This window comes from Kitasatospora sp. UYEF31 (genome assembly GCF_057291755.1).
Genome location: NZ_JBXAWK010000009.1, coordinates 20543 through 42778, shown reverse-complemented (window position 1 = coordinate 42778; position 22236 = coordinate 20543). Strand labels below are relative to the sequence as shown.

The window sequence follows — 22236 nt, the reverse complement described above, 5'->3', positions numbered from 1 at the left end:
GGCCCGCGCCGTCACAGCCAGTCGGTCTCCGGGGTAGCCGCGCGCATCGCCTTGCCCGCGTCCTTCAGGACAGGCTCGCCGTGCGGCACACACACGCTCTCCACGTCCAGCCCGGCCAGCCGCCGGAACGACTCGACGGCCGCGGCCCGGTCCACGTTGAACGGGCCGAGGACCACCCGGCCTTCCCAGGTGGCGACGATGTCACCGGAGAACAGCACACCGCTCGACGGCAGGTGCAGCGCGACGCCGCCGGGGGTGTGGCCGGGGACGTGCAGGACGTCCACCCGCTCACCCCAGCCGTCGAGGCTGCCACCGTCGTGCAGTTCGACGTCCACGGCCGTGTGGCGCAGGGGAGCGGGCTGCGTCTCGGCGAAGCCCGCCATGATCTGGCGGTGCAGGACCAGTTCCGTACCGGTGAACACCGGCGGGGCCTCCGGTGCGGTGCCGCGCACGACCGGGGCGTCCACCGCACCCGCGAGGACCCGGGCCCCGGTGGCCGCGACGAGGTCCGCCGCGGAGCCCATGTGGTCGATGTGGGAGTGGGTCAGCACGATCTTCCGCAGGTCCTGCGGCCCGCCGCCGAGCCGCGCGAGCGCGTCGAGGACCGCGGGGGCGGATCCTGGGACGCCGGTGTCCACCACGGCGAACCCGTCAGGCAGGCGCACCACGTGCACATGCCCGAGGGGGAGGGGCAACTGCCAGACGCTGTCGCTGATCTGAACGAGTGTCATGCGCCGACGGTAACCAGCGGCGGCGGGCGGCGGCCGGTCTTGAGCTGTCAGCGGATTCAGCGCGCGGCGAACCGGGGGCCAGCGGGTCCGCGCACGGACCCGCGCCGCCGGGAAACGGCCGTAGGGAAACGGCCGTAGGGAAACGGCCGTAGGGAAACGGCCGTAGGGAACGACGAAGGCCCCCGGGCCCCCTCCGTAGAGGGGGCCCGGGGGCCTTCGTGCACCTGTTGCCTGGTCCGTCTAGTCCAGGTAGTCGCGCAGCACCTGCGAACGCGACGGGTGACGCAGCTTCGACATCGTCTTCGACTCGATCTGACGGATGCGCTCGCGCGTCACCCCGTAGACCTTGCCGATCTCGTCCAGCGTCTTGGGCTGGCCGTCGACCAGGCCGAAGCGCATGGAGACCACGCCGGCCTCCCGCTCGCTCAGAGTGTCGAGCACCGAGTGCAGCTGCTCCTGCAACAGCGTGAACGCCACCGCGTCGGCCGGGACCACGGCTTCGGTGTCCTCGATGAGGTCACCGAACTCGCTGTCCCCCGCTTCACCCAGCGGGGTGTGCAGGGAGATGGGCTCACGGCCGTACTTCTGGACTTCGACGACCTTCTCGGGGGTCATGTCGAGCTCCAGCGCCAGCTCCTCGGGCGTCGGGTCGCGACCCAGGTCCTGGAGCATCTGGCGCTGCACACGGGCGAGCTTGTTGATGACCTCGACCATGTGGACCGGGATGCGGATGGTCCGCGCCTGGTCGGCCATGGCCCGGGTGATCGCCTGCCGGATCCACCACGTGGCGTACGTCGAGAACTTGAAGCCCTTGGTGTAGTCGAACTTCTCCACCGCGCGGATCAGGCCGACGTTGCCTTCCTGGATGAGGTCCAGGAACAGCATGCCGCGGCCGGTGTAGCGCTTGGCCAGCGACACCACCAGGCGGAGGTTCGCCTCAAGGAGGTGGTTCTTGGCCCGGTGGCCGTCCTCCTTGATGAGCCCGAGTTCGATCTTGAACTTGGGCGTGAGGTCGGTGGCCTCGCTGAGCTTCTCCTCCGCGTAGAGGCCGGCCTCGATCCGCTTGGCGAGTTCGACCTCCTTCTCCGCGTTGAGCAGCGGGACCTTGCCGATCTGCTTCAGGTAGTCCTTGACCGGGTCGGCGGTGGCGCCGGCGACCATGACCTGCTGCTTGGGGCCGTCGTCGTCGTCATCGTCGTCCGACAGGACGACGCTGCTGCCCTTGGGCGTGCCCTTGGGAGCCTCGTCGTCGTCGTCGCCGAGGTTCGTCTCCTCGGCGGGCTCCGCGGTCTCGGTCGAAGCCGCCGCGGCGGCGGCCTTCTTGGTCACCTTCTTCTTTGCGGCGGCCTTTTTGGCGGGTGCTTTTGTTTCCACGGCGACGTCCGTCAAGACGGCTCCGTCCACGTCGGAAACGGCCTCCGCCTTGGCTGCTGCGGCCTTCTTGACACCCGAAACCCGCGTAGTTACCGTCTTCTTGACAGCGCGTGCGGGAGCATCACCGGTGGCTTTCTTGCGGGTCCGCTTAGGCGGCTCGACAGCACTCACCATCAGCGTCACACCTTCCTCTTCGAGGACCTGGTTGAAGCTGCGTAGGACACTCTTCCACTGGGTTACCGGTATCTGGTCTGCTTCGAAAGCCTGGCGTACGTCATCCCCGACGATGTGCCCCTGCGTCTTGCCGCGCTCGATGAGCGCCACCAGGGACTGCGATTCGGCGATTTCCTGCGGGAACGTACGGGATGGGCTGGATGACACGAACAACCTCTCGGAGCAACGGGCAATGACTCGGTGCGGCCGTGCGGCAACACAGCGGTGAATCTGTCGAGCCGGCCTCTCGGCAAGCGCCTCTCGGGATATCGCGCGCCAGCTCCATTCGTTACACCAGCTTACGTGTGGTCTGGCTCACTTTCCGGTTCAACCCCGTGTGGTGCCGGGTAATTCCGCCCCTGCCATGGTCTGTGGTCAGCGCAGACCTTCCCCGGAGGCCTCCGGAAGGCGCAGCGCGTCCGGATTCACACGCTCGACCAGACGGCGGAGCAGAGCGGCGGCCGCGGCCTGGTCCTCGGGGGAGAGGCCTTCCAGGATCTCGGCCTGGACGGTGTCGACCGCGGCCTCGGCCAGTTCGGTCAGGCGCCGCCCCTCGTCGGTGACGCGCACCTGCAGGACGCGTCGGTTGGCGGGGTGCGGGCTGCGGGTGAGCAGCCCGCGTTCGGCGAGCCAGTTCACCGTCACGCCCATGGACTGGGCGGTCACTCCCGAGCGGCGGGCGATCTCGGCGCTGGAGACGCCGGGGGCGAGACTCGCGTGGATCAGCGCGTGCCAGCGGGCGAGGCTGAGGTCGAGCGGTCGCAGGACCTTCTCCAGGCGGGGCGCCATGCCCTGGGAGAACTGCCAGGCCAGGTAGCTGGTCCGGCTGGCTGGGTCCTGGATCACGTGCGGGCTCCCGGGTTATAAGGAAACTGATATCGAACTGGTACGGTTATCAGGTACCTTACATCCGCCCGAGAGGTTCCTCATGTCCGGTTCATCCCCCGTCGACGAGTCCGTCGAGTCCGTCGACGGAGCCGCCGTCCCAAGCGCAGGCGCCTCCGCTGCCGAGCCCGCAGCCGGATCTGTCGACAAAGTCACTGCAAAGGCCGCCGGTGAATCCGCCGAGGGGTCCGACGCGAAGCCCGTGGCGGAACTGGTCGCCGAACTCGTCGCTGAACTGGACGCGAAGGCCGACGCGAAGGCCGACGCGAAGGTCGAGATGAAGGCCGACGCGAAGGTGGAGGCAGAAGTCGACGCCGGGCCCGTCGCGGAGTCTGTCGCCGCCCCGGTGGGAGATACAGCATCAGCGGACGGAACAGTCACAGTGGATAGATCTGTCGATAAATCCGTAGACACATCCGCGGAGCCGGTCGCCGGGCACCAGGCCCCGCTCCACCCCGCCCCCGCGGCGGATGCCGCGCCGAGTCCCGCCGGGGCCGTCGGCGCGAAGGCGGTCTTCCTGCCGGTGGCCATCGCACTGGTCATCTGTTCCATATTCGTCAGCGTCTACCTCGCGGCCTTCCACGCGCCCGAGCCGCACGACCTGCCGGTGGCCGTCGTCGGCTCCGCGCAGGAGGCCGGGCAGGTCAAGGCCGGGCTGAAGGCCGGAATGCCCGGCGGGTTCGAGACGAAGGCCTACCCGGACGCGGCGGCGGCACAGGACGCGCTCAAGAACCGCAAGGTGTACGCCGCGTACGTCCCCGGTCAGCCCGGCCAGCCGGCGAAACTGCTCTACGCGGGCGCCAACGGCGCCTCGGTCACCGCGACGGTCTCCGGCGCGTTCGGCAAGGTCGCCCAGGCGGGCGGCCATCAGCTGGTGCCGGTGGACGTCCTTCCCGCGGTCTCCGGTGACAGTCGCGGGCTGTCCGTCTTCTATGCGGCCTTCGGTGTGGTCCTGGCCGGCTTCCTCTTCGGCATGATGACGTTCCAGATGGGCCCGCGCCTCCAGTTCCGCCAGCGTGTGCTCAGCCTCGGCGTCTTCAGTGTGGTCGGCGGCCTGATCGTCGCGGTCATCGCCAAGACGGGCTTCGACGCGCTGCCGGGCTCGTTCCTCGGGATCGCCGCGCTGGTCGCGATGATGGCCGCGGCCGTCGGCGGCGCGACGATGATGTTCATCCGCCTGGTCGGCCCCGCGGGCATGACCCTGACGTCGGTCGTCCTGCTGATCCTCGGCAACGCCACCAGTGCCGGCATCATGCCCGCGCAGTTCCTGCCGGGCTGGCTGAGCCCGCTGTCCTACGTCCTGCCGGTCGGCGTCGGCGTGCGCGCGATCAATGGCGTGGCCTACTTCGGCAACGACGGACTCACCGCCGGGATCCTTGTCCTCGGCGCGTGGATCGCCGTGACTCTCGGGGTCATCTACCTGAAGGACCTGAAGGACCTGAAGGCGTCGCGCCTCGGCCTGGCGGCAAACGCCGGACCGGTCCCGGCAGCGGAGCCGGTCAACGCCGCCTGACCTCGTGCGCGGCGGGAAGACCAGAAAGAAGATCTCGTACGGGGTTGCTCCGGGCGTTGTCCGGCCGCAACCCGGTACGAAATCTTTTCCGGCGTTCTTCGTTCACCCGTTCGGGCGCAATGACTGCGACGCCCGGGCGGGCCGGCCCCGTGCGGCGTAGCGTGCGGACAGGTAACCGGACCCCAGATGATAGGGAGGCCGCCGTGGCCCCGCCCACCCTGCTCGCCGTCGGAACCCGCAAAGGCCTGTGGCTCGGCCTGTCGGAGAACGGCCGCTGGGACTTCACCGGCCCGCACCACCCCATGACCGGGGTCTACTCGGTCGCCATCGACACCCGCGGCCCCGTGCCGCGGCTGCTGGCGGGTGTCACGAGCGAGCACTACGGCCCGCTCGTCGCGACCAGCGACGACCTGGGCGTGACCTGGCGGGAGCCGTCCGCCGGCGGCGCGGTCGCCTTCCCGAAGGAACTCGGCGCGTCCGTCGAACGCGTGTGGCAGTTGCAACCGGGCCCGGCGGACCAGCCCGGCGTCGTGTACGCCGGGGTCGAGCCGTCGGCACTGTTCCGCTCCGCCGACGGCGGTCGGTCCTTCGAACTGGTCCGCGGCCTGTGGGACCACCCGCACCGGCCGCAGTGGACACCGGGCTTCGGCGGGATGGCCGTCCACACCGTGCTGCCGCACCCGCAGGACCCGCAGCGGGTGACCGTCGCGATGTCGACGGGCGGGGTGTACCTCACCGAGGACGGCGGAAAGAGCTGGAACCCCTCCAACGAGGGCATCCGCGCGTACTTCCTACCGGACGAATACCCGGAGTTCGGCCAGTGCGTCCACAAGGTGGCCCGCCACCCCGGCCGGCCCGACCGGCTGTTTCTCCAAAACCACCACGGCGTCTACCGCAGCGAGGACTCCGGCGCGACCTGGCAGTCGATCGCCGAAGGACTGCCCGCCGACTTCGGTTTCACCATCGCCGTGCACCCGCACCGCCCGGACACCGTGTACGTCTTCCCGATCACCGCCGACTCGCTGCGCTTCCCGCCCGACGGCAACTGCCGGGTCTACCGCAGCGACGACGCGGGGGACACCTGGACCGCGCTGACCGACGGTCTGCCCGAGCGGGGCTTCTGGACGGCCGTCATGCGCGACGCCCTGTGCGTCGACGGAGGCGACCCGGCGACCGTCTACTTCGGCACCCGCTCCGGCGAGGTCTACGCGGGCCACGACGACGGGGACAGCTGGGAGCGGGTCGTCGAGCACCTGCCTGATGTGCTGTGCGTCCGGGCCGCCGTGCTGGCCTGAGCCGGCCGCCGCGGGCTGTGCCTCGCCACGTACCCTGGTCGGACTTGACGAGTAAGGGGTACGGCGATGTCAGCGATCCGGCTGCTGGTCCTCGGCGCAGTCCGCCAGCACGGCCGGGCACACGGCTACCAGGTGCGCAACGACCTCGAATACTGGGGCGCCCACGAGTGGTCCAACGCCAAGCCGGGCTCGATCTACCACGCGCTGAAACAGTTGGCCAAGCAGGGACTGCTGTGCGCCCACGAGGTCGCGCCGTCCACGGCGGGCGGCCCGCCGCGCACCGAGTACGAGATCACCGGGCAGGGCACCGCGGAGTACTTCACGCTGCTCCGCGCGGCCGTCTCCGGGTCCGCCCAGGAGACCGACGTGCTGTCGGCGGGCATCGGCTTGATCGTCGACCTGCCGCGCGCCGAAGCCCTCGCACTCCTGCGCGAACGCGTGCGCGGCCTGGCGGAGTGGCGGTCCTCCGTCACGGACTACTACACGCCCGCGGACGGGCCCGGACAGCTGGGGCACATCGGCGAGATCATGGACATGTGGGTGCACACGGCGGATGCCGGATCGACGTGGACCCGCGGCCTGGTCAAGCGGATCGAAGGCGGCGCGTACACCTTCGCGGGGGAGGGTGAGCCGTTCGTGGGCGTGCTGGCCCCGGGCGAGGAGAACCCGTACGCGACCGGGGTCCCGCACAGCGGGGATCGCGACTAATCAAGTTTGACTAATCCTACGGATGGAGTTACTTTGTCCGAGTAGTCAAGTTTGACTAATTGACTGGAGGAGACGGATGACTGACGCGATCGTCGTCGAGGGCGTACGTAAGAAGTTCGGCGGGAAGCCGGCACTGGACGGTCTCGACCTGACCGTCGCCCGCGGCACCGTGCACGCGGTGCTCGGACCCAACGGCGCGGGCAAGACCACCGCCGTGCGCATCATGGCCACCCTGCTGCGCCCCGATACGGGCCGGGTCGAAGTGGCCGGGTGCGATGTGCGGACCCAGGCGGACGGCGTACGGCACCGCATCGGCCTGCTCGGCCAGCACACGGCGGTGGACGAAGACCTCAGCGGCCGGCAGAACCTCGAAATGTTCGGCCGCCTCTACCACTTGGGCGCGCGGCGCGCGGGAGTGCGGGCCGGCGGACTGCTTGAGCGCTTCGGCCTCGCGGACACCGGCCGGAAGCCGGTCAAGCAGTACAGCGGCGGGATGCGGCGGCGGCTCGACCTGGCGGCGTCACTGATCACCGAGCCCGAGGTGCTGTTCCTGGACGAGCCGACGACCGGGCTCGACCCGCGCGGCCGTACGGAAGTGTGGAGCGCCGTGCGCTCGCTCGTCGGCGGTGGCACGACCGTGCTGCTGACCACGCAGTACCTCGAAGAGGCCGACCAACTCGCCGACTGGATCTCGGTGATCGACCACGGCCGGGTCATCGTCGACGGCACCGCGGGCCAGCTGAAGGCGAAGGCCGGCGGCGACCGCATCGATGTGGTCGTCCGCGACGCCGGGCGACTGCGCGAGGCGGCCGGACTGCTGCCGGGGGAGGTGTCCGTGGATGAGGACCGGCGGCTGCTCAGTGCGCCGGTGACGGACCGGATGGCGGCGCTGAACAAAACCGTACGGGCCTTGGAAGACGCCGGCATCGACGCGGAGGACATCGCCGTCCGCAGGCCCACGCTCGACGAGGTCTTTCTGCACTTTACGCAAGGAGCGGCAGCTTGAGTACGACGCTGGGCTGGGCGGTCACGGATTCCTGGACCATGACCCGGCGCGAACTCGCCCGCTGGGCGCGGCAGCCGGCGCAGGTCGTCGTGGGCCTGGTGTTCCCGGTGATGCTGCTGCTGATGTTCGGCTATCTGATCGGCGGCGGAAAGGGCGTCGAAGGCGACTACGTCGACTTCCTGGTGCCCGGGATGCTCGCGCTGACCATGGCGTTCGGCCTGGAAGCGACGATGCTCGCGGTCACCCAGGACCTCAACAAGGGTGTGGTCGACCGGTTCCGCTCCATGCCGGTGACGAACGGCGCGGTGCTGGTGGGGCGCGCGACCGCGGACATGCTCCAGTCGGCGGTGAGCCTGCTCGTCATGACCGGGGTCGGGCTTGCGATCGGCTGGCGCTGGCACGGCTCTTTCGCGGCGGGACTCGGCGCGATCGGGCTGCTCCTCCTCTTGCGCTTCGCGATGCTGTGGATCGGCATCCACCTCGCGATGGTCGCGGGCCGGCCGGAGATGGTGGCCGCCGTGCAGATCCTGGTCTGGCCGGTCGGTTTCCTCTCCAGCGCCTTCACCACGCCGGAGAGCATGCCGTCCTGGCTGGGCGCGGCCGTCGAATGGAACCCGATGTCCGCGACCGCGACCGCGGTGCGCGAACTGTTCGGCAACCGGAGCGCGGAGGGTTCGTCCTGGGCTGCGGAGCACGCCGGACTCCTGGCGGTGGCCTGGCCGCTGGTGCTGATCGCGGTGTTCTTCCCGCTTGCGGTGCGGCGTTTCGGGATGCTCAGCCGCTGAGGCGGACTGACGGGCCCTGGCGGCATCCGGGCCGGTGATCCAGTGACGGATGATCGCGGCTCCGGGATCATCCGGCACTGGATCGAGAAGGCCCGGCACGACCTTGTCCCGGCTCGACACGTCCCCGCCCCGGTGGGAGCGGGCGGTCAGCCGATGACCCCCAGTGCCCCCACCGCGCCGACCACTCCCGCGCCCATGAACAGTGGCATCAGCACTTTCACCTCTACCTTGCTGCCCGCCCGGAAACGCATGAACTGCGGTGGCCCGATGGGGTACCAGCGCTTCCGGCCTATCGGGATCGGCCACAGGATCGGGCAGCCGGAGACCGTCAGCGCGTCGCCCACGCAGTGCACCAGCGAGCCGAGTGCGATCGGCAGTCCGACCCAGAGGTACTCCTGGCCGGGAGCGGTGAAGAACCAGTCCGCGCCGTTGCCCGGTTTGTCGAGGATGTCCACGAGCATCCACGCGCTCGTCGCCCCGCACAGCCACACCAGCACGTCGCTCGACAGTCGGGCCTGCCGCCACAGCAGGCCCTCGATGGCCAGGACCATGTGCACGAACAGCACCCCGAGCACACCCCAGCGCCCGCCGTAGCCGCAGATCGCCGCCGCGCCCGCGCCGATCAGCAGCGCCCACACCCATGTGTGCGTCAGCGTGCGGTGCCCGCCGCTGCGGCGCGGGTCGCCCTTCTTGCGGGTCGCCTGGTAGACGCCGGAGGCGAGCGCGTCCACCAGGCCGCACAGGCCCCGCGATATCGGCCCGAAGGCCCGCGACACCGTCGCCGCCTTGTGGTCCAGGTCGGGCGCGAGTGCAGCCCCGGCGCAGATCAGCGCGCCCACGATCAGTACCGGCCACGGCATGGGCCGCCCGTACGCCGCCGCGGCGGCACCCGCGCCCATCCAAGCCATCGCCCCGGACAGCGAATGCGCCGGTCCCATCATGTTGTGCCGTCCGCCCCTCGAACTCCCGGGACACAGTGCCGCCCGAGCCGTTCCCGGAAGCCTAGCCGTACGTGATCACACGTCAGACAGACAGATTTCAGACGCCCGCGAGGCGCCGGGCCGACGGCCGCACGTAGACCGCCCACGTCAGCACCAGGCAGGCCGCGTACGCGATGAGGAAGGTCAGGTACGCGGCGTCGCCGTTGTGCGATTCCAGGAACGACTGCCGGAAGGCGATGTTCACCAGCACCCCGCCGAACGCGCCGACCGCGCCCGCGACACCGATCAGTGCGGTGGCCCGGCGGCGCGACTCCTGCTCGGCACGGTCGGCGTCGCCGCCGGCTCCGACGGAGAGCCGCGCCTTCGCCCGGAAGATCGCCGGGATCATCTTGTACGTCGACCCGTTGCCGATACCGCTGAACACGAACAGTGCCGTGAACCCGGCGATGAACAGTGGCAGCGAGTCCTGCCGGGAGGCCGTGAGCACCACCAGCGCGCCTGCTGCCATCGCGCCGAAGGTCGACAAAGTGACCTTCGCCCCACCCCAGCGGTCGGCCATCAGCCCGCCGACCGGACGGGCGAGCGAACCGAGCAGTGGCCCGAGGAACGTCAGGTAGGCAGCCTTGAGCGGAGTGTTGAACTGCTCGGGGAACTGCACCTGGAGCACCTGGCCGAAGGCGAACGCGAAGCCGATGAACGAGCCGAAGGTGCCGATGTAGAGGACCGACACGACCCACGTGTGCGCGTCCCGGGTGATGTCGCGCATGGCCCGCTTGTCGTTGCGGACCATCGTGAGGTTGTCCATCCGCAGCGCCGCACCGAGGGCCGCGAGGGCGGTCAGCGGGATGTACAGGAGCGGCAGCAGCCGGGGGTGACCGGCACCGGCCGTGCTCAGGATCAGCAGTCCGATCAGCTGGACCACGGGAACCCCGAGGTTCCCGCCGCCGGCGTTCACACCGAGCGCCCAGCCCTTGAGGCGCTGCGGGTAGAAGGCGTTGATGTTCGCCATCGACGAGGCGAAGTTGCCGCCGCCCACACCGGCGACGCACGCGACGGCCAGGAGCGTGCCGTACGAGACGCCCGGTTCGAGCACGATCCCGGCGAGCACCGTGGGGACCAGGAGGAGCAGCGCGCTGAAGATGGTCCAGTTCCGCCCGCCGAACCTCGCGACGGCGAAGGTGTACGGAAGTCTCAAGACCGCGCCGAGCGCTGTCGGGAGTGCGGTGAGCGTGAACTTCTGCGCCGGGTCGATCCCGTACTCCGGCCCGAGGAACAGCACGAGCACCGACCACAGGCTCCACACGGAGAAGCCGATGTGCTCGGAGAGTACGGAGAACAGCAGGTTGCGGCGGGCCGTGACGGCGCCGGTGCGCTCCCAGAATTCGGGGTCCTCGGGCCGCCAGTCGTTGATGTCGTACTGCTTGCCGGGGACCGGATCCTGTGTGACGGGTGGTGTTCCGACGACTGTGCTCATGGGGACCTACCAGGGGTGCGGGGACTTCCGTCCGGGACTTCCGGTGTCTGGAAACAGCCTGGAGGCGGGACGTTTCGCCCCGCCTCCCGTCGTGACTCCGTGGTGCTACGGCTCCCGCATGTCACCGGAAGACGGCTGTGAGGACCCGGACGTGTCCGACCGGAGCGCGCGCACCGGCCACACCCGCAGCGCCGCGTCGCTGCCGTCGGGCGCGGTCGCCTCGTCCAGGCAGGCACCCGTACGCAGGTCGAACGCCTGCTTGTACATGGGGGAGGCGACCACCGGCACGTCGCCGCGGCTGCCGACGATGCCGCGGGACAGGACGTACGCGCCGCTGAACGGGTCGCGGTTGCCGACGGCGTACACCGACCCGATGCGGTCGCGGAAGACCGCCACCTGCTCGTCGCCGACCAGCACCGCCACGCCCCGGCCAGGAAGGAGGTCGGTTCCGGCGCACACCGTGTGCCAGCCGGCTCCGTCGTGGATCTCGATCGACAGCTGAACGGCTGCCGGCGCAGCCAGATCGCCAGTCAGGTCAGCAGCCAGGCTGCCAGTCGGGTCACCAGTCGGGTCACCAGTCAGTTCGCCAGTCATCTCACGGGTCATCGCGTACGAACCTCCAGCTCGGGTCCGGCGATCAGCGCCGGGGTGAGGATCCGTCCGTCCTCGTCGGGGCGGGCCGGGCGGATCTGGTTCCGCTCGGGGACAAAGGTGACGGTCGGGTCAGGGGTGCCGGGTGCGTTGGCGAAGGACACGAAGCGGCGCACCCGCTCGGGGTCGGCCAGCGTCGCGGCCCATTCGTCCTCGTACGTCTCGACGTGGCGGGCCATCAGCTCGTCCAGGTCCCCGCAGATGCCCAGCGCGTCGTCCATGATGACCGCGCGCAGGTGCTCCAGGCCGCCGTCGAGGCGCTCCAGCCACGGGGCCGTCCGCTCCAGGCGGTCGGCGGTGCGGATGTAGAACATCAGGAACCGGTCGATGGTCCGCAACAGCGTCCCGCGGTCCAAGTCCGTTGCGAACAAGTCCGCGTGACGGGGTGTCATTCCACCGTTCCCGCCGACGTAGAGGTTCCAGCCCGCGGAGGTGGCGATCACGCCGAAGTCCTTGCTCTGTGCCTCCGCGCATTCCCGGGCGCACCCGGAGACCGCCGACTTGAGCTTGTGCGGGGCGCGCAACCCCCGGTAGCGCAGCTCAAGTTCGATGGCCATGCCCACCGAGTCCTGCACGCCGAAGCGGCACCAGGTCTCACCGACGCAGGACTTCACCGTACGAAGGGCTTTGCCGTAGGCGTGCCCGGATTCGAAGCCCGCGTCGACCAGTCGCTTCCAGATCGGCGGGAGCTGGTCGACCCTGGCGCCGAACAGGTCGATCCGCTGCCCGCCGGTGATCTTCGTGTACAGACCGAAGTCCCGGGCGATCTCACCGATGGTGATGAGGCCTTCGGGAGTGATCTCGCCGCCGGGGACGCGCGGGACGACCGAATAGGAGCCGTTCCGCTGGATGTTCGCCAGGAAGTGGTCGTTGGTGTCCTGGAGCGCGGCCTGTTCGCCGTCCAGGATGTGCCCGTTGCCCAGGCTGGCCAGGATCGACGCGACGGTCGGCTTGCAGACGTCGCAGCCGTCCCCGGTGCCGTGCTCGTCGATCAGCCGGGAGAAGCTGCCGATGCCTTTGACCTGGACGATCTCGAACAGTTCGGCGCGGGTGTACGCGAAGTGCTCACACAGTCCCCTGGCGACCTCAACGCCGCCGGCTTTCAACTCCTCGGCCACGATGGTGCCGAGCAGTTTGACGCAACTCCCGCACCCGGTACCGGCTTTGGTGCACTTCTTGACCTCGGGGACGCTCGCGCAACCCTGATCGTGTACGGATGCCCTGATCGTTCCCTTGCTCACATTGTGGCAGGAACAGATCACCGCACTGTCGGGCAGCACGATCGGGCCCATGGCCGCGCCGACCGAGGCGGGCAGCACCAGTTGCCCGGCCGGAACCGGCAGCGGTCCGCCGCTGAGCGCCAGCGGCCGGAGCGTCGAGTACGCCTCCGCGTCACCCACCAGGACACCGCCGAGCAGCGCACCGTCGGTGCCGATCACCAGCTTCTTGTACACACCCTCGCGGCTGTTCGCGTACAGGACTTCAACGGAGCCCGGCGTCGTCCCGTGGGCGTCGCCGAAGCTGGCCACGTCCACGCCGAGCAGCTTCAGCTTGGTCGACATGTCCGCGCCGGTGAACGAACCCTCCCCGCCGGTGAGTCCGCGCGCCGCTGCCTCCGCCATCGCATAGCCGGGGGCGACCAGGCCGTAGACCCGGCCGTCGACGGCCAGGGCACACTCGCCGATGGCCCAGATGTGCGGGTCGGCCGTACGGCACTGTTCATCCACGACGATTCCGCCGCGTTCGCCGACCGGGAGGCCGCACTCGCGGGCCAGTTGGTCGCGCGGACGGACCCCGGCGGAGAAGACCACCAGATCGGCTGCCAGTGAGGTGCCGTCCGACAGGCTCATCCCCCGTACGCGGCCGTCGTCGCCGGTCTCCACCTGCTGTGTGCCGGCTCCGGTGTGAACCACCACACCCAGGTCTTCGATCTTCCGGCGCAGCACCTCGCCGCCGCCCGCATCCACCTGGATCGCCATCAGACGCGGCGCGAACTCCACCACATGCGTCTCCAGACCCAGCGCCGTCAGCGCGCCGGCCGCCTCCAGACCGAGCAGCCCACCACCTACCACCGCCCCGACGCGGGCGTTCAGCGCACCCGCCCGGATCGCCTCCAGATCGTCGATCGTCCGGTAGACGTGGCACCCGGCGGCGTCATGCCCCGGGACCGGCGGCACAAAGGGATACGAGCCGGTCGCCAGAACCAGCGCGTCGTACGGGAATTCAAGACCGGCGGCGGTGGTCACCGTACGGGCCCCGCGGTCGATCGCCACGGCGGGATCGGCGAGACGCAGCTCAATGCCGTACTTCGTCAGGAACTCCGCCGGACACAAGGAGAGCTCCTCGGCCGAAGTGCCGGAGAACCACGAGGTCAACTGCACCCGGTCGTACGCCGGGCGGTTCTCCTCGGCGAGCACGGTCACCCGCCAGTCCGTCGAGCCCTCGCACAAAGACTCCAGGAAACGCTGACCGACCATGCCGTGACCGACGAGGACCAGTTCTTTGCGTGTCATGAGGTGTGTCATGAGGTGCGTCATGAGGAGGCTCCTTGGGTGGTGAGCAGGTGCAGGGGTGCGGCGGGCATCGGTTCGTCCCGCTCGTAGGCCCGGGTGAGGGCGCCGACCGTGGCCAGGTCGCCCAGGAGGATGCCGCCGACGAGCCGGTCGCCACGCAGCACAAGCTTTTTGTAGGACCCGTACGACCCGGCGGTCGCATCGGTGAGCAGCAGCACGTCCACGTCGGGACCCTCCGGGGCCACCTCACCGAACGCCGCGTACTCCAGCGGGCCAGCGGTCAGCCGGGCCAGCGGACGCGAACCGGTGTACAGCGCTCCCGGATCAGCCCCCGACAGCCGGGCGGCCAGCACATCGGCCATCGCCCAGGCCGGGCCGGACAGGCCGTGCGTGACACCGCGGTGCTCGGCACAGTCGCCGATCGCGTACACCCCGGGACCGCAGGAGAGCGTGTCGTCGACGAGGACCCCGGTGTTCACCGGCAGCCCGGCCGCATGGGCCAGTCCCGTCCGGGGGCGGACTCCGCAGGCCAGCACCACCAGGTCGGCTGCCAGCACATAGCCGTTCGCCAGCTCAACGCCGGTAACCCGGTCGAAGCCGTGCAGGGCGCGGGCCCTGTTTACCGGGTAAACATCCACGCCCAGCGCAGCGAGCCCGCTGCGCAGCAACGCTCCGGCCTGCTCATCCAGATGGCGTTCGATCAGATGCGGTGCCTGGTGGACGATCTCCACCGGCATTCCGAGCGCGGCCAGCGCCCGTGCGGCACTCACGCCGAGGACTCCGCCGCCGATCACGACCGCCCGTTTTGCCTGCGCCGCGTCCTCGGCCAGGCGCCCGCAGTCGGCGACGGTCCGGAAGGAGTGCACCCCGGCCTTCAGCCCGCCGTCCGGAGCGTGCAGCCCGCGGATCGGCGGCAGTACCGGGTTCGCTCCCGTCGCGATGACCAGTTCGTCGTAACCAGCGGTCCGTTGACTGGCGAACAGCAGCTTTCGCGTAGTGGTGTCGATGTCGGTCACCTCGCCGCCAGTGCGCAGCTCGGCCGCCCCGGAGGGCAGGGTGATCGCCGCCGCGTCGTACCGTCCGGTGAGCACGTCGGCGAGCAGCACCCTGTTGTAGGGCGCGCGGGGCTCAGCTCCGTACAAGGTCACATCGGCCTGGCCGTCCAGTGCGGTGAACTGGGCAGCGAACCGGGCGGCGGCCATCCCGGCGCCGACCACGGCGATGCGGCGGGTCATCGGAGGCTCTCCGTGGCGTCCGCGGCTTCCACACGTACTGCGCACACCTTGAACTCCGGCATCTTCGACACCGGGTCGAGCGCCGGATTGGTCAGCGAGTTGGCCCGTCCGGCGCCGCCCCAGTGGAACGGCATGAACACGGTGTCGGGCCGGATGCTGTCGGTCACCCGCGCCGGCGCGACCGCCCGCCCGCGCCGGCTGCTGACCGTGAGGAGATCCCCTTCGGACACTTTCAACTGCGCGGCCAGGTAGGGGTGCAGCTCCACAAACGGCCCCGGCGCGGCCTGGTTCAGCTCCGGCACCCTGCGCGTCTGCGCCCCGCTCTGGTACTGCGCGACCACCCGGCCCGTCGTCAGGAACAAGGGGTAGTCGGCGTCCGGCTCCTCAGCCGCGGGACGGTGCGAGACAGCGGCGAACCGGGCGCGGCCGTCCGGTGTGCCGAAGCGGTCCAGGAACAATCGCGGCGTTCCCGGGTGCGCGGTGTCCGGGCAGGGCCAGAACACCCCGTTCCCGGCGGTGATCCGGTCGTAGCTGATCCCCGCGTAGTCGGCCTGGCCCCCCGCTGATGCCCGGCGCAGCTCATCGAAGACTTCCTCAGCGTCCTCGGAGAACCCTTCCGGGAACCCCAGTCTCGTAGCCAGCTCATGCATGACTGAGAGGTCACTTCGTACGCCTTCCGGTGCGTCCAGAGCTTTCTGACGGAGGATCACCCGGCCCTCAAGGTTCGTCATGGTGCCGGTCTCCTCCGCCCACTGCGCGGACGGAAGCACCACATCGGCCAGCTGGGCGGTCTCCGACAGCACCAGATCACTGACCACCAGGAAGTCGAGTTCCCGCAGCCGCCCCGTCACATGGCCGGCCCGCGGCGCGGACACGACCGGGTTGGACCCCATGAGCAGCAGCGCCCGTACGCCGCCCTCCTGGCCGAGACTGTCGAGCAGTTCGTAGGCCGAACGACCCGAGTGCGGCAGATCGTCGGGGTCCACGCCCCATACCGAGGCGACGTGCGCGCGGGCCGCCGGGTCCTCGATCGACCGGTAGCCGGGGAGCTGGTCGGCCTTCTGGCCGTGCTCCCGGCCGCCCTGCCCGTTGCCCTGGCCGGTGAGGCAGCCGTAGCCGGAGTGGGGCCGGCCGGCCTTCCCCGTCGCCAGGCACAGGTTGATCCACGCGCCGACGGTGTCGGTGCCCTTGCTCTGCTGCTCGGGACCACGGGCGGTCAGCACCATGCCCTGCCCAGCTGACGTGAACATCCCCACTGCCGCACGCAGTTGCCGCACCGGAACGCCCGTCAGCTGCTCCACCCGCTCCGGCCAGTGCGCCATCGCGGCGGCCCGGGCCCCGGTGAATCCGGTCGTCCGGGAGGCGACGAACTCCTCATCCAGATGGCCGTCCGCGATGACCAGGTGCAGCAGCCCCAGGGCCAGGGCGAGATCGGTGCCCGGCATCGGCTGGAGGTGCAGATCGGCGAGCTCGGCCGTCCTGGTGCGGCGTGGGTCGACGACGATCAACCGGCCGCCGTTCTCCTTCAGCTCCCGGAAGTAACGCAGCGCCGGGGGCATGGTTTCGGCCGGATTGGACCCGACCAGGATCACGCAGCCGGTCCGGGCGATGTCCTCCATCGGGAACGGCATCCCACGGTCGATACCGAACGCCTTCCTGTTGGCCGCGGCCGCCGAAGACATACAGAACCGGCCGTTGTAGTCGATGTTCGCGGTGCGCAGCGCAACCCTGGCGAACTTGCCGAGCAGGTAGGCCTTCTCATTGGTCAGCCCACCGCCGCCGAAGACGCCGACCGCATCCCGGCCGTACTGCCGTTGAACGCTGGTGAGCCCGGTCACGACCCGGTCCAGTGCCTCGTCCCACGAGGCCTCACGCAGCTGGTCGCCTTTACGCTCCCGGACCAGGGGAGCGGTCAGCCGGGCGGCAGGGGAGAGTACGGCGGCGGCGGCCTGGCCCTTGCCGCACAGGGCCCCCCGGTTCACCGGGAAGTCGGGGCGCTCCAGGACCTCCACCGCGGCTTCGCCAGTGGTGCGCAGTCGCATGCCGCACTGCAGTGAGCAGTAGGGGCAGTGGGTGTCGGTCGTTGTCATGCGACTGAGAGTCGCCCGCTGCCGTTACGCGGCAGAGTCGCCTGTGTTGCGCTGGTGATATGTCGATCTCATGTGCCCTGACGGCCGCCGTGGGCGTCGCGACATCTCCCGTAACACCAGCGGGGGCATTGCTAACGCCGACGTGACCCCCAGGCAACGACCGCGAAACCTGACTGGCCGACTGTGCACCCTATGGAAACCCGTACGCTCGCCGAAACACTCGTCGGCTTCACCATCGGAGTGACCGCGGACCGGCGGCGCGACGAATTCTCCACGCTGCTCAAACGCCGCGGTGCCCGCGTGGTCGAAGCCCCCGCCCTGCGGATCGCCCAGCTCGACGACGACGTCCCCTTGCGCCGCGCCACCGAGCAGTGCCTCACCGCACCGCTCGACTACGTGGTCGCCACCACGGGCGTCGGCTGGCGCGGCTGGATGGACGCCGCGGACGGCTGGGGCCGCGGCACCGAGCTGGCCGGGGTCTGCGCGGGCGCGGCGGTGCTGACCCGCGGGCCGAAGGCGACGGGCGCGGTGCGGGCCAGCGGCCTGCACGAGGCCTACTCGCCGGAGTCCGAGGCCGTTGACGAACTGCTCGCCTGGCTGCTCGGCCGGGAACTGCGCGGCCGGCGCGTGGCCGTCCAGGAGCACGGGGCCCCGCTGCCAGGATTCGCCGCCGCGCTGCGGGAACGCGGTGCCGAAGTGATCGAAGTGCCGGTCTACCGCTGGGCCCCGCCCGAGGACCCCGACGCCGTACGGCGACTGGCCGAACTCACCGCCCGCGGTGAGATCCACGCGCTGACCTTCACCAGCCAGCCCGCGATCTCGGCGTTCCTGGAGTCCGCCGGCGCGGCCGGGATCTACGCCGACGTCCTCGACCGCTTGCGTACGGATGTCCTGCCGGTCTGCGTCGGACCCGTCTGCGCGCGCCCCTTCGAGGAACTGGGCGTCCCGGCGGTCTGGCCCGAACGGGGCAGGCTCGGCGCGATGGTCCGCACCCTCACCGACATGCTGCCCGAGCGCGGCCGGCGCGAACTCCGCGCCGGGGACCGCACGGTGGTGCTCCAGGGCAGCGCTCTGATTGTGGACGGCGAGAGCATCTGGCTGTCGCCGGTGTCGGTCGCCGTACTGCGCGCGCTGGCCGAACGCCCCGGCTGGGTGCTCAGCCGGGGCGACCTGCTGCGGCGCGTGTGGGCCGGACAACGGGCCGACGAGCACGCCGTCGAGGCGGCGGTCGCCCGGCTGCGCGGCGCACTGGGTGCGCACTCGGGGCTGGTCAGGACGGTGCCGAAGCGGGGGTACCGCCTGGCGGTGGATGTGGTGCGGGGGACGGTGGCATAGCTGAAACCGGTTGGCCGGACCGGAAATCGTCGTCCCGTTCATGAGCAGTCCGTGCCCGGCGGTCACTCCACCGGCCGGCCCCGGACCGTTGTCGCGCACCCGTACGCGCAAAGTGGCGTCCGTGTAAGCGAGTTCGACGTCGACGGCGGAACCCGGCGCGTGCCGACGGGCGTTGGTCAGCGCTTCCTGGACGATCCGGTAGGCCGCGAGTGGTTTTGACGGCAGATCGGCGCAGCAGGCGGTGACGGAGCAGCCCGCGGACCGGTGATGGACCAGTGCGTGAACTGATGACTGATCAATGCGTGGACTGACGACTATTCAGTGCGTGAACTGACGACTAATCAGTGTGTGAACTGACGGAAGGCCAATCCGTGGACCGGTGGCGGATCAGCCCGTGGGCCGACGGCTGGTCAGTCCATGAGCCGGCGGCGGATCTCCGGCCGTTCGGCAAGCCGGGGTGGGTATCCCGGCCCCATGCGCATGCTCGTATCCTCCGCCGTCAGCGGCTCCCGGCAGGCGGCGCAGACCACCTCGGCGTGTGTGTCGTTCCCGCACTCCTGGTGGTGGAACACGACCGGCGAACCCTCCGCGCCGGCCAGCCAGCGGTCGCCCCACCGGTTCATCGCCGCGAGGACCGCGAAGAAGTCGCGCCCCATCTCCGTGAGCACGTAGTCGTAGCGCACCGGCTCCCGCTGGTACGGCTGCTTCTCAAGCAGCCCCTCCTCCACCAGTCGGCGCAGCCGGTCGCTCAAGGTGTTGCGCGCGATGCCCAGCTCCTGCTGGAACTCGTCGAACCGCCGGATGCCGTAGAACGCCTCACGCAATACCAAAGGCGTCCACCAGTCACCCAGTAGATCCATGGTGCGCGCGATCGAGCAGGGCCACCGCGCAAAAGATGTCCGCCTCATAGCGGCCAGCATACGAGGTCTCGGTACGAGACCCAGCAGGTGAAGCCCGGATCTCAGGCCGGTCCGAGGATCAGGTCCGCGCGGGCGTCCAGGCGGAGGGCCGGGGAGCCGAGCAGCACCCGCCGCACGCGGCTGGGTCGCCCCGTACACGAAGATCCGCAGCGTGGAGTTCATCGACCGGATCCCTGAGCCGGCGGCGGGGAAGGTGTTCCGGACAGTGCTGCGCGACCGCGAATTAACCCTGGCGGTCTAGACCATCCGCCGAATGGCGCAGCATTTCCCACCGCGGGGATGAATCAGCACTTCCTGACCGTGTTTGCTTCGTTACTGCTTACGACGAACCCGACCGGGATCGCTTTTGTTGGAGGAGCAGTAATGAACAACATCAAGAAGGCCGCCGTTCTGGTTGCCGTCGTCGGTGGCGTGGCCGGTATGGGCGCGGGCACGGCGAACGCGAGCGCCATGTCGGACGGTGCCGCGACGGGTTCGCCCGGTCTGGCCTCCGGCAACACGGCCCAGGGCGACCTCCACGTCCCGGTGAACATCTGCGGCAACACCGGGGACATCTTCGCGCTGCTGAACCCGTCCTTCGGCAACACCTGCGTCAACAAGTGATCTAACGCCTCGCACTTCGTCCTCCGTGGTCGCAGTCGCTTGCACACAGCAGCCCCGCCCCTGAAGTCCGGGGGTGGGGCTGTCGGCTGTCGTGTGCCGGACCAAGGGATTGTGCGGTCGCGCTGCCGAGCAGGGCGAGCGCCTGTTCGGCGGGACTCCCCGGCTCGGCCTGGTACACGACGAGTTGCTGTCCGGGGGCGCTGTTGACGGCGAAGGTTTCGTAGGCCAGCGTCAGCCTGCCCACCAGTGGGTGGTGGAAGCGCTTGGCCTCAGCGGTCTTGCCACGCACTTCGTGCCTGGCCCACAGGCCGGCGAACTCCGGGCTCTTGAGCGACAGTTCGCCGACCAGCGCGGTCAGCTGCGGATCGTCGAGGTCCGCTCCGGTGGACGCCCGCAGGGAGGCGACGCAGTTCTCGGCGACGGTGCCCCAGTCCTGGTAGAAGTCGCGGGCCCACGGGGTGAGGAACACCGCCCGGATCAGACTGTGTTCGGTGCCGAGCCAGCCGAAGAGCGCTTCCCCGAGCGCGTTGGCGGCCAGGACGTCCAGGCACCGGCCGAGGACCAGCGCGGGGGTGTCCGGCCAGCGGTTCATCAACTGGACGAGACCGGGGTTGACCATCTCCGTCCGTACGGCCTGCCGCTTGTGTGCCGGCGCCGGGCGGGTCAGGCCACGCAGATGTGCCACGGCCTCGGCGTCGAGGAGCAGCGCCCCGGCCAGCGCGTCGATCACCTGGGCGGAGGGATGCTTGTCCCGCCCCTGCTCCAGGCGGATGTAGTAGTCGGTGCTGATCCCGGCGAGCACTGCGACCTCCTCCCGGCGCAGGCCGGGGGTGCGGCGCAGGCCCGGTGCGGGCATCCCGTGGTCCTGCGGCTGGGACAGCTTGCGCCGGGCCCGGAGGAACTCGCCCAGTCGGCTGTCGTTTCCCATGGTCAGCACGTTAGCGGCAGTCTGCCGGCCTTGGGTGGCCCTCCCAGCCCCAGGAACGCGGGGGCCAGTGAGACCAACAGCCGGGTCCGCACAGTGGTGACTCCACAACCTGGTTCCACAACCTGGTTCCACAACCCGGTTCCACAACCCGGTTCCACAACCCGGTTCCACAACCCGGTTCCACAACCCGGTTCCACAACCAAGGAGTCACCTTATGAAGGTCATCCTCATCACTGGTGCGAGTAGCGGAATCGGTGAGGCCACCGCCCGGGTCCTGGCCGCCCAGGGGCACCAGCTCCTGCTCGGCGCCCGGCGCGGCGACCGTCTCGAAAGCCTGGTGAAGGAGCTCCGCGAGGACGGCGGCCTGGCCGACCACCGCCTGCTCGACGTCACCGACGCGAGCGACGTCCAGGCGTTCGCCGACCAGGCACAGACCGCGTACGGACGGATCGACGTGTTCGTCAACAACGCCGGCGTCATGCCGCTGTCCCGCCTCGACGCGCTCAAAGTCGACGAGTGGAACCGGATGATCGACGTGAACATCCGCGGTGTCCTGCACGGCATCGCCGCGGCCCTGCCGGTCATGCGGGCACAAGGGTCGGGGCACTTCGTCAACGTCGCTTCGGTCGGCGCGCACGAGGTGTCACCCACAGCGGCGGTCTACTGCGCGACCAAGTTCGCCGTCCGGGCCCTCTCCGACGGTCTGCGCCGGGAATCCGGCGACATCCGCGTCACAGTGATCTCCCCGGGCGTCACCGAATCCGAGCTGGCCGAGTCCATCTCAGACCCGGTCGGTCGGGAGACCATGCGCACCTACCGGGCGATCTCGATCCCGGCGGAGGCCATCGGTCAGGCCATCGCCTACGCCATCGGCCAGCCCGACGGTGTCGACGTGAGCGAAATGGTCGTACGGCCGACTGCCGCCGTCGGCTGACCCGAGCGTGGAGGTTGACGGCTGATGACGTTGGCGGCGAGCTCCCCGGAGGCTTCCAAGAACGCCCGCGCAACAGATGGATCAGCTCGGCAGGGTTCGGCC

The 22236-nt window shown here is 69.9% G+C and carries 19 protein-coding genes; 8 read left to right on the top strand and 11 right to left on the bottom strand.

The window, feature by feature from the left end:
* Positions 1-11: 11 nt before the first annotated feature.
* From AC0Z36_RS06665 to AC0Z36_RS06655, 3 genes are all read right to left on the bottom strand, one after another.
* Positions 12-731 (bottom strand): MBL fold metallo-hydrolase, encoded by a 720-nt coding sequence (locus tag AC0Z36_RS06665; protein ID WP_485461761.1) that lies wholly within the window; start codon positions 729-731, stop codon positions 12-14.
* Positions 732-971: 240 nt separating this feature from the next.
* Complete coding sequence (locus AC0Z36_RS06660) at positions 972-2486, bottom strand: RNA polymerase sigma factor (RefSeq protein ID WP_485461760.1); 1515 nt, start codon at positions 2484-2486, stop codon at positions 972-974.
* 207 nt (positions 2487-2693) lie between these two features.
* Positions 2694-3164 carry a MarR family winged helix-turn-helix transcriptional regulator gene (locus AC0Z36_RS06655; protein ID WP_485461759.1) on the bottom strand — a complete coding sequence of 157 codons (471 nt, stop codon included), beginning with the start codon at positions 3162-3164 and terminating at the stop codon, positions 2694-2696.
* 82 nt (positions 3165-3246) lie between these two features.
* On the opposite strand from AC0Z36_RS06655, the gene AC0Z36_RS06650 reads away from it, so the two are divergent.
* The 5 genes from AC0Z36_RS06650 to AC0Z36_RS06630 all read left to right on the top strand — a co-directional run bounded on the left by AC0Z36_RS06650 (position 3247) and on the right by AC0Z36_RS06630 (position 8510).
* Positions 3247-4716 carry an ABC transporter permease gene (locus tag AC0Z36_RS06650; protein ID WP_485461758.1) on the top strand — a complete coding sequence of 490 codons (1470 nt, stop codon included), beginning with the start codon at positions 3247-3249 and terminating at the stop codon, positions 4714-4716.
* 203 nt (positions 4717-4919) lie between these two features.
* On the top strand, positions 4920-6011 hold the full coding sequence (locus AC0Z36_RS06645; protein ID WP_485461757.1) for a WD40/YVTN/BNR-like repeat-containing protein: 1092 nt from the start codon (positions 4920-4922) through the stop codon (positions 6009-6011).
* Positions 6012-6077: 66 nt separating this feature from the next.
* Positions 6078-6719, top strand: coding sequence for a PadR family transcriptional regulator (locus AC0Z36_RS06640; protein WP_485461756.1), 642 nt, complete (start codon positions 6078-6080; stop codon positions 6717-6719).
* Positions 6720-6795: 76 nt separating this feature from the next.
* Positions 6796-7725 carry an ATP-binding cassette domain-containing protein gene (locus AC0Z36_RS06635; RefSeq protein WP_485461755.1) on the top strand — a complete coding sequence of 310 codons (930 nt, stop codon included), beginning with the start codon at positions 6796-6798 and terminating at the stop codon, positions 7723-7725.
* Between the two features lie 38 nt (positions 7726-7763).
* Positions 7764-8510 carry an ABC transporter permease gene (locus AC0Z36_RS06630; RefSeq protein ID WP_485461838.1) on the top strand — a complete coding sequence of 249 codons (747 nt, stop codon included), beginning with the start codon at positions 7764-7766 and terminating at the stop codon, positions 8508-8510.
* A 146-nt stretch (positions 8511-8656) separates the two neighbouring features.
* On the opposite strand, the gene AC0Z36_RS06625 is transcribed toward AC0Z36_RS06630, so the two are convergent.
* The 6 genes from AC0Z36_RS06625 to AC0Z36_RS06600 all read right to left on the bottom strand — a co-directional run bounded on the left by AC0Z36_RS06625 (position 8657) and on the right by AC0Z36_RS06600 (position 17414).
* The gene (locus AC0Z36_RS06625) at positions 8657-9451 is read right to left on the bottom strand and encodes a metal-dependent hydrolase (RefSeq protein ID WP_485461754.1); all 795 of its coding nucleotides are present in this window, start codon (positions 9449-9451) and stop codon (positions 8657-8659) included.
* A gap of 97 nt (positions 9452-9548) precedes the next feature.
* Positions 9549-10925, bottom strand: coding sequence for an MFS transporter (locus AC0Z36_RS06620; protein WP_485461753.1), 1377 nt, complete (start codon positions 10923-10925; stop codon positions 9549-9551).
* Positions 10926-11030: 105 nt separating this feature from the next.
* Positions 11031-11447 carry a nitrite reductase small subunit NirD gene (gene nirD / locus AC0Z36_RS06615; protein ID WP_485461837.1) on the bottom strand — a complete coding sequence of 139 codons (417 nt, stop codon included), beginning with the start codon at positions 11445-11447 and terminating at the stop codon, positions 11031-11033.
* 80 nt (positions 11448-11527) lie between these two features.
* A complete protein-coding gene (nirB, locus tag AC0Z36_RS06610) occupies positions 11528-14113 on the bottom strand; it encodes a nitrite reductase large subunit NirB (protein WP_485461752.1) in 2586 nt (861 codons plus the stop codon).
* Positions 14110-15324 (bottom strand): NAD(P)/FAD-dependent oxidoreductase, encoded by a 1215-nt coding sequence (locus tag AC0Z36_RS06605; protein WP_485461751.1) that lies wholly within the window; start codon positions 15322-15324, stop codon positions 14110-14112. The genes nirB and AC0Z36_RS06605 overlap by 4 nt, the downstream gene beginning before the upstream one ends.
* Positions 15321-17414 (bottom strand): molybdopterin oxidoreductase family protein, encoded by a 2094-nt coding sequence (locus tag AC0Z36_RS06600; protein WP_485461750.1) that lies wholly within the window; start codon positions 17412-17414, stop codon positions 15321-15323. The genes AC0Z36_RS06605 and AC0Z36_RS06600 overlap by 4 nt, the downstream gene beginning before the upstream one ends.
* 192 nt (positions 17415-17606) lie before the next feature.
* Between AC0Z36_RS06600 and AC0Z36_RS06595 the strand changes: the two genes are divergently transcribed.
* Positions 17607-18749 (top strand): uroporphyrinogen-III synthase, encoded by a 1143-nt coding sequence (locus AC0Z36_RS06595; protein WP_485461749.1) that lies wholly within the window; start codon positions 17607-17609, stop codon positions 18747-18749.
* A 410-nt stretch (positions 18750-19159) separates the two neighbouring features.
* Here the strand turns inward: AC0Z36_RS06595 and AC0Z36_RS06590 are convergent, their stop codons facing one another.
* Positions 19160-19609, bottom strand: a complete 450-nt coding sequence (locus tag AC0Z36_RS06590; RefSeq protein ID WP_485461748.1) for a winged helix-turn-helix transcriptional regulator — start codon at positions 19607-19609, stop codon at positions 19160-19162.
* 423 nt (positions 19610-20032) lie between these two features.
* On the opposite strand from AC0Z36_RS06590, the gene AC0Z36_RS06585 reads away from it, so the two are divergent.
* Positions 20033-20272, top strand: coding sequence for a chaplin (locus AC0Z36_RS06585; RefSeq protein ID WP_485461747.1), 240 nt, complete (start codon positions 20033-20035; stop codon positions 20270-20272).
* A 1-nt stretch (position 20273) separates the two neighbouring features.
* Here the strand turns inward: AC0Z36_RS06585 and AC0Z36_RS06580 are convergent, their stop codons facing one another.
* Entirely contained in the window at positions 20274-21200 is a 927-nt protein-coding gene (locus AC0Z36_RS06580; RefSeq protein WP_485461746.1) for a helix-turn-helix domain-containing protein, read from the bottom strand.
* A gap of 214 nt (positions 21201-21414) precedes the next feature.
* Here AC0Z36_RS06580 and AC0Z36_RS06575 point away from each other — a divergent pair, with 214 nt between their 5' ends.
* A complete protein-coding gene (locus AC0Z36_RS06575; protein WP_485461745.1) occupies positions 21415-22134 on the top strand; it encodes an SDR family oxidoreductase in 720 nt (239 codons plus the stop codon).
* The last annotated feature ends 102 nt before the right edge of the window (positions 22135-22236 follow it).

Coding starts and splice junctions, on each gene's coding strand:
- AC0Z36_RS06590 (WP_485461748.1), bottom strand. CDS start 19,609: ATGGATCTACTGGGTGACTGGTGGACGCCTTTGGTATTGCGTGAGGCG.
- AC0Z36_RS06580 (WP_485461746.1), bottom strand. CDS start 21,200: ATGGGAAACGACAGCCGACTGGGCGAGTTCCTCCGGGCCCGGCGCAAG.
- nirB (WP_485461752.1), bottom strand. CDS start 14,113: ATGACGCACCTCATGACACACCTCATGACACGCAAAGAACTGGTCCTC.
- AC0Z36_RS06600 (WP_485461750.1), bottom strand. CDS start 17,414: ATGACAACGACCGACACCCACTGCCCCTACTGCTCACTGCAGTGCGGC.
- AC0Z36_RS06650 (WP_485461758.1), top strand. CDS start 3,247: ATGTCCGGTTCATCCCCCGTCGACGAGTCCGTCGAGTCCGTCGACGGA.
- AC0Z36_RS06620 (WP_485461753.1), bottom strand. CDS start 10,925: ATGAGCACAGTCGTCGGAACACCACCCGTCACACAGGATCCGGTCCCC.
- AC0Z36_RS06575 (WP_485461745.1), top strand. CDS start 21,415: ATGAAGGTCATCCTCATCACTGGTGCGAGTAGCGGAATCGGTGAGGCC.
- AC0Z36_RS06585 (WP_485461747.1), top strand. CDS start 20,033: ATGAACAACATCAAGAAGGCCGCCGTTCTGGTTGCCGTCGTCGGTGGC.
- AC0Z36_RS06635 (WP_485461755.1), top strand. CDS start 6,796: ATGACTGACGCGATCGTCGTCGAGGGCGTACGTAAGAAGTTCGGCGGG.
- AC0Z36_RS06625 (WP_485461754.1), bottom strand. CDS start 9,451: ATGATGGGACCGGCGCATTCGCTGTCCGGGGCGATGGCTTGGATGGGC.
- AC0Z36_RS06630 (WP_485461838.1), top strand. CDS start 7,764: ATGACCCGGCGCGAACTCGCCCGCTGGGCGCGGCAGCCGGCGCAGGTC.
- AC0Z36_RS06640 (WP_485461756.1), top strand. CDS start 6,078: ATGTCAGCGATCCGGCTGCTGGTCCTCGGCGCAGTCCGCCAGCACGGC.
- AC0Z36_RS06665 (WP_485461761.1), bottom strand. CDS start 731: ATGACACTCGTTCAGATCAGCGACAGCGTCTGGCAGTTGCCCCTCCCC.
- AC0Z36_RS06605 (WP_485461751.1), bottom strand. CDS start 15,324: ATGACCCGCCGCATCGCCGTGGTCGGCGCCGGGATGGCCGCCGCCCGG.
- AC0Z36_RS06595 (WP_485461749.1), top strand. CDS start 17,607: ATGGAAACCCGTACGCTCGCCGAAACACTCGTCGGCTTCACCATCGGA.